Source organism: Azospirillum palustre, from assembly GCF_002573965.1.
GTDB lineage: Bacteria > Pseudomonadota > Alphaproteobacteria > Azospirillales > Azospirillaceae > Azospirillum > Azospirillum palustre.
Map to the genome: position 1 here is coordinate 1 of NZ_PDKW01000032.1, position 7,101 is coordinate 7,101.

The window sequence follows — 7,101 nt, forward strand, 5'->3', positions numbered from 1 at the left end:
GAGCACGAGCATACGCCGCTGCACGAGGTGCAGCGCTGGGCCGGCTCCAGCCTCGGCACCAGCGGCGGCGCGCGGGCCCTGTTCGACAGCATCCTCGTCTTCGAGAACTATCCCGTCGACGAGGCCATCAGAAACCAGAATGACCACACCATCCGATTCGGGGCCGCCGAGACCGTCGACGACACCCATTACGCCATGACCCTGACGGTGCGGGCCGGGGAGGAACTGGATCTGGCCTTCGGCTACCGGCGCGAGCAGTTGGACTCCGGCCGGGTGGAGGAGCTGTCCCGGCTCTTCGGTGGCCTGGTGGAGCGCATGGCGTCGAATGCCGGGGCTTTCGTCGGGGCATTGGATCTGCTGGAGGGCGACCACCGCCGCCGCCAGGTGTTGGCGGACTGGAGCGGACAGGATGAGCCGGGCTCGCCGCCTCCTTCAGCCCCGCGCCTGCATCAGCTGATCGAAGCCCAGGTCCGCCGCAAGCCGGAGGCGACGGCCCTGGTTCATCCAGGCGGTAGCCTGAGCTATCGTGACCTGAACGGCCACGCCAACCGTCTGGCCCGCCTCCTGCGCGCCGAGGGAATTGGGCCGGACGACCGGGTCGCCATCGCGCTTGAGCGCTCTCCCGAGCTGCTGATTGCCATTCTTGCGGTTCTGAAGGCCGGCGCCACCTATCTGCCGCTCGATCCCAGCTACCCGCCGCAGCGTCTGGCATACATGCTGGACGATGGCGGAGCCGCGCTGCTGCTGACCTCGGAGACGCTTCAAAGCGGCATGCCCGGGCCGGCCGGTCTGCCGACGGTCCGCCTGGACGCCGACCGGGACCGTCTGGCGGCGTTCGCCGACGACGATCTGCCGCCGGCCGGCGGGCCCGACACCCTGATCTACCTGATCTACACCTCCGGCTCCACCGGCCAGCCCAAGGGGGCCGGGGTGACGCAGGCCGGGTTCGTGAACCTGATGCGATGGTATTGCCACCATGTCGGCTTCGATGCCGGCAGCCGCCTGCTGCTGATGAGTTCGCATGCCTTCGACCTGACGCAGAAGAACCTGTTCGCACCGCTCCTGGTCGGCGGCCAGCTGCACATGGCAGGCGAAGGCTATGACCCGCAACTGTTGCTGGAGTGGATCGCCCGGCACGGCATCACCGCGCTGAACGCCACTCCCAGCACCTTCCAGCCGCTGGCGGCGCTGGAGCGGAACGGTGAGCTGGAGTCTCTGCGCGACGTGATCCTGGGGGGAGAGCCGATCCGAACCGATGCACTGCGTCCATGGCTGGAGAGGCGGCATGGGCCGAAGCCGTGCATCCACAACAGCTACGGCCCCACCGAATGCGCGGATGTCGTCGCTTTCCATCGCTGGGACGGCATCGCCGACGAAATCCCGACCGGCCGGCCGGTGCCCGGCCTGCGCCTCTACATACTGGACAGCTGCGGCAATCCGATGCCGCCGGGGGTGGCGGGCGAGCTGCACATCGGCGGCATCGGGGTCGGGCGCGGCTATCACCGCCAGCCGGGCCTGACCGCCGACCGCTTCATCCCCGATCCCTTCGGTGAGCCGGGCGGGCGTCTCTACCGCAGCGGCGACCTTGCCCGTCACCGCGAGGACGGTGTGATCGAGTATCTCGGCCGCATCGACCAGCAGGTGAAGATCCGCGGCCTGCGCATCGAACTCGGCGAGATCGAGGCGGCATTGCAGGCGGATGCGGCGGTCCGGAATGCGGCGGTCGCCGCTGTCGCAGGACCGGGCGGCGGACAGCTCTGCGCCTACATCGTTCCCGTCGAGCAGGACGGCCGGCAAGGCGACGTCCTCTGGCCGGCGTTGCGCCGGCGGCTGGGTGAACGGCTGCCCGACCATATGGTCCCCACCCTCTGGGTCAGGCTGGACCGGCTGCCTCTGACGCCCAGCGGCAAGCTCGACCGCCGGGCTCTTCCCCAGCCCGAACCGAGGCAGCGGACCCATGTGCCGCCCGTCACGGATCTGGAGTGTCGGCTGGCTGCCCTGTGGCAAGACCTGCTGCGGGTGGAGCGCGTCGGCCTCGACGACGACTTCTTCGAGCTGGGCGGCCATTCGCTGCTTGCGGTGCAGCTGATCGCCCGTCTGCGCCGCGATTTCGGAATCGGCCTGTCGCCGGGACAGGTCTTCGGCAACGCCACCCTGCGGGCGCTGGCCGCCCATGTCGCCGAGCGTCCGGCGGCACCGGATCCAGCCAGGCTGTCGCGGATGAGCGCGTTGATGGACATGCTGGAAGCCGGTTGACCGGCCTGTTCCTGCAAGAAAAAAGGGGGCGCACCCGGCCGGGTGCACCCCCTTTTTACTGCTGCTTCCCGTGCAGGTTCCGTCACAGCGCCGGCTGGCGATCCTCCACGACCTTGCCGGCGGTCAGCCGGAGCAGATGGTCGGCCACGTCGAAATAGCGGTCGTCATGGGAAATGACGATGATGGTCTTGCCCAGCGCCTTCAGGCTCGGCAGCAGTTCGGTATAGAAGATCCGCCGGAAGGTTGGATCCTGATCGGCGGCCCATTCGTCGAACACCAGCACCGGCCGCTTCTCGGTCCAGGCCTGGAGCAGGGCCAGGCGCTTGCGCTGGCCGGTGGACAGGTCGGTGGTGCTGAACACGCCGTCGACGACGCTGACCTTATGGGCGATCTCCAGCCGTTCCAGATAGGCCTGGGCATCGTCCGGCACGCTGTCGTTCGCCTGGATCAGGTCGTCGAACAGGAAATAGTCGGCGAAGATGGTGGTGAAGAGCTGACGGTAATCGTCGCGCGTCTCCGGTGTCACCGGCCGGCCGTCCAGCAGGATCTGGCCTTCGTGAGGAGGGTAGAGGCCGAGCAGCATCTTGATCAGCGTGGTCTTGCCGCAGCCGTTCTCGCCGACGATGAACAGGATCTCGCCGCGGCCGACCCGCAGCGAGACGGGACCGAGCACGAAGGGCTCCACGCCGGGTCCGGCCGGCGGGTAGACATAGCGGGCGTCGCGCAGCTCCAGCCGGTCGATGGTCGCGGGCGGGCGGGTGTCGTCCTTCATCAGCAGATGCGGTTCCGGCGAGGCGAACTCGGCCGACAGGTCGGCGATGCGGCGGAAGGCGACCTGGGCGCGGCTGACGATGGGCAGGGTGCCGATCAGATGTTCCAGCGGCCCCTTCATGTAGAGCAGGACCAGGATGAAGCCGCTCAGCGTCCCGCGGTCGGTGCTGGGCCACAGCGCTTCGACGCCGAGCGCCACCCCGATGACGATGAAGAACAGCGTCGACCCGAATCCCTTGGCGATGACGAAGAGGTTGATCGACCGGATCTGGATGTCGCAGATGCGGTCGATGGTGCCGCGCAGCGCCTCGCTCTGAAGCCGCAGCCGACGCGGACGGTTGATGCGCAGTTCCTTCGCCCCTTCCGCCAGCGAGCGGTAATGCTTCTGCAACTCGTCCTCGTGGGCGCGCGCCTCGTGGAAGCCTTCGATGCCGCGGACGCGCGCCACATACTGCACGGCGCTGCCGATCAGGATGGCGGCGGCCGTCGCCAGGAACATCGGCCAGGACAGCACCGCCAGGTAGCACAGGCTGCCCAGCGTGACGCTGAGCGACACCGCCAGCGGCGCGAAGGCGAAGGCGAAGTCGCTGATGGTGTCGACGTCGTGGGTCAGCACGGGGATCAGGCGGTGGCTGCGGTAGCGTTCGAGCTGATCGATGGGTGCTGTCAGGATGCGGTCGCCCAGATCCCTGCGCAGCCGCGCGATGACCTTCTGCCCGATCCGGTTGGTGCCGATGTCGGAAAGGACCGAGCCCGCGAGCGCCATTGCGCACAGGCCGGCGAAGGCGAGCAGGATCCCAGGCCCCGGACTATCGCCTGCATGCAGGATGCGGTTGATGGTGGCCAGCAGCCCGGTGACGCTGAGCCCGCCCAGCACCCCCAGCAGGGTGGCGGCGGTCAGCATCGGCCAGAAGGGGCGAAGCAGCTGGAGCAGAGCGGCGAGGCTGGTGCGGGGTGGCGTCGGCATCGGGGTTCCTGCGGGACGGGAGCGAAGGCGGCCGGCACGAAGGCTCCGCCGTGGAGGCGGATGCGCGCGGCCGTCCTGACTTAGGACGAACGAGCGGGGCAAAACTGAAACCGTTATCCTCCGGAACCGGTTTTCCCGACTGCCGATTTTCCCGACTGCCGGCTTTCCGGAACCGGCCCCCGCAATCAGCGCCTGTTCCCCCACCCCCGTGCCCTTGCCTGCCACGGAAGGTCGCAGCCGTCGCCGCGGACATGGGGGTTTCTCTGCTCGATTACCTCGCGTAGAGTTCATCCTGTCCGGCTCGCCTTGCGATCCATCCCCTGCTTGTCCTATAGCTGCCGAACGCCTTCCGGAGCCGAGCGCGCCCGTATGCCTCCGTCTCATCCTTCCGACGACGACCGCGTGACCGAAGAGGCTGCGGACTGGTGCCTGCGCCTGCAATCGGCCGAGGTCAGCGACGCCGATCGCGCCGCTTTCGAACGCTGGTGCCTGATGGACCCGCGCCACCTGGTGGAATTCGACGCGATGCGGGAGATCTGGGGCCTGTCCGCCAGTCTGCGCCCGCGGATGACCGCGGTTCCCGAGACGGCGGCGGCACACCCTGCACCGGGCCGCGGGCGGACAGCGCGGTCCGCCGCCGTCGGGGTTCCGTCGCGGCGGCGGCGCTGGGCGATGGCGGCCTGCATCGCGGCAACCCTGGCCGCCTGCTGGCCGGTGGGCTGGTCGTTCGGCGTGCTGCCAGGGCGTGTCGATGTCTTCCTCGGCGGCGGCCGGCATCGCATGGTCGAGTTGCCCGACGGTTCCACCGTGGACCTGAACGTCCACACCAACCTGTTCTATGCCCAGTTCCGCGACCGGCGCAGCGTCCTGATGGACCATGGCGAGGCCTATTTCGCGGTCGCGCACGATGCCGGACTGCCCTTCACCGTCTTCACCGCCGGTCATCGGGTCCGGGTGACGGGGACGAAGTTCAATGTCTGGGCCAATGACGGCGATCTCGCCGTGACGCTGGCAGAGGGGTCGGTCACCGTGAGCGCCGACACCGCGGCGGGAGGAGAGCCTTTGCGGCTGACGCCCGGCATGCAGGGCCGCTTCGCCCGCGACAGCCGGTTCGGCAGCGTTGCGCACGTCGATCCGCTGCGGATCCTGTCCTGGCGCGAGGGCAGGCTGGTGTTCGACAACATCACGCTGGCCGAAGCGGTGCCCCTGCTGAACCCCTATCTGTCGCAGCCGCTGAGGCTGGCCGACCGCAAGGTGGGGGCGATGCGCATCGGCGGCGTGTATGACGTCGCCGATCTGGACCGCGTGGCGGCGTCCCTTCCGCGGGTGCTGCCGGTGACGCTCGCGTCCAAGGACGGCGAACTCCTCGTTTCAGCCCGCTGACCCCGACCATCCGCTGGCACAGTCCGCTCGCCGCCGCCGATTCCGAACCGGCGGGGTAAATCCGGCCGTCCCTGCTTCGTCACTACTGGAGACCGCGGTCGTGCCTGATGGCGCGCCGCGCACAGTCTGGCCGCCCCGGTCGACCGTACCGGAAACCCCGGCGGCCGGATCAGCGTCAAGCCAGCCGGCGATGGGAAATTCCTGATGGTTGCTCAAGACTCCGTGGACCTGGTCCGCCGCTTCATCGGTCTGCCGGTGGAAAAGCGCAAGCTGTTCTGGCGCGCCATGCGCGACGAGGCCGTGGACCTTTCGCTGCTGCCGATCCCGGCGGACCTCGCCCCGGCCACGGAGGCGCCGCTGTCCCATGCGCAGCGGCGGATGTGGGCGCTGTGGAAGCTCGACCCCGACAGCGGCGCCAACAATATCTTCAGCGCGACGCGCCTCGCCGGGGAACTCGACCGCGACGCGCTGTCCCGCGCCTTCGAACGTCTGCTGGGCCGCCATGCCGCTCTGCGGACTGTGTTCCGCCAGGGCGACGGGGAACCGGTGCAGACCGTCCTCGACGAGACCGAGTTCCGGCTGGCAGTCGAAGACCTGAGCCATCTGCCGGCCGACGGGCGCGAGCGTGCGGCACGCCGCCTGATCGAGGAGGAGGCCCAGGCTCCCTTCGATCTGGAGGCCGGTCCGCTGCTGCGGGCGCGCCTCGTCCGGCTGGGGGAGCAGGACCACCGTCTTCTGGTGACGATGCACCACATCGCGTCGGATGGCTGGTCGATGGCCGTGCTGATCCGGGAGTTCGCGGAGCTGTACCGTGCCATCCGCCGGGACGGAAGGATCGATCTGCCGCAATCCCCGATCCGCTATGCCGATTACGCCCTGTGGCAGAGGAACATGCTGGAGGCGGGCGAGGCGGAGCGGCAACTCGCCTATTGGCTCGACCGTCTGGGGGGAGAGCGGGCACCGCTGGAATTGCCTGCCGACCGGCCGCGGCCGGCGCGGCAGAGCCACCGCGGCGGCATCCTGCGCTTCACGCTCGATGCGGAACTGGCCGGGACGTTGCGCGCCTTCGCCCGCGAAAACGACGTCACGCTGTTCATGCTGCTGCTGACGGCCTTCACGATGCTGCTCCACCGCCACAGCGGGCAGGGGGATATCGCCATCGGCGTGCCGGTCGCCAACCGCAACCGTGCGGAGTGCGAGGGCGTGGTCGGCTTCTTCGTCAACACCCAGGTTCTGCGCCTGCGGATCGACGGGCGCGACCGCATCGCCGACCTGCTCGACCGGGTCAGGGAAGCGGCGCTGGGGGCGCAGGCGCACCAGGATCTTCCCTTCGAACATCTGCTGGAGGCGCTGAAGCTGGAGCGCAGCCTCAGCTACAACCCGCTGTTCCAGGCGATGTTCAACCACCAGCGCCGCGATGGCCGTGCAACCTCCGCGATGGATGGTCTGCGGGTGGAGCCGATGGCGCTCGACAGCGCCGTGGCCAGCTACGACCTGACCCTCGACACCGTGGAAGAAGAGGGCGGCGGGATCGAGGCTTCCTTCACCTACGCGACCGACCTCTACGACCATGACAGGATCGACCGGCTGCGCCGCCACTTCGAGACGCTTCTGTGTGGTCTTGCAGCAGATGCCGGGCGGCGTGTCGGCGAGGTGCCGCTGCTGACCGGGCAGGAGCAGGCCCGCTTCGCCGCCTGGAACGCACCGGTCGCCGCCGGGGCCTT

4 protein-coding genes are annotated in these 7,101 nt (G+C 68.9%); 3 read left to right on the forward strand and 1 reads right to left on the reverse strand.

All coding sequences use genetic code 11. The features are described from left to right. On the forward strand, window positions 1–2,256 hold a 2,256-nt coding region (locus CRT60_RS00235; RefSeq protein WP_143272921.1), incomplete at its 5' end, for a non-ribosomal peptide synthetase. 82 nt (window positions 2,257–2,338) lie between these two features. Here the strand turns inward: CRT60_RS00235 and CRT60_RS00240 are convergent. Continuing rightward, a complete protein-coding gene (locus CRT60_RS00240; protein ID WP_098734458.1) occupies window positions 2,339–3,994 on the reverse strand; it encodes a cyclic peptide export ABC transporter in 1,656 nt (551 codons plus the stop codon). Window positions 3,995–4,396: 402 nt separating this feature from the next. Between CRT60_RS00240 and CRT60_RS00245 the strand changes: the two genes are divergently transcribed. Then, window positions 4,397–5,377, forward strand: coding sequence for a FecR family protein (locus CRT60_RS00245; protein WP_244592185.1), 981 nt, complete (start codon window positions 4,397–4,399; stop codon window positions 5,375–5,377). 204 nt (window positions 5,378–5,581) lie between these two features. Then, window positions 5,582–7,101, forward strand: a 1,520-nt coding sequence (locus CRT60_RS00250) for a condensation domain-containing protein (RefSeq protein WP_244592186.1), incomplete at its 3' end; no start/stop codon positions are given.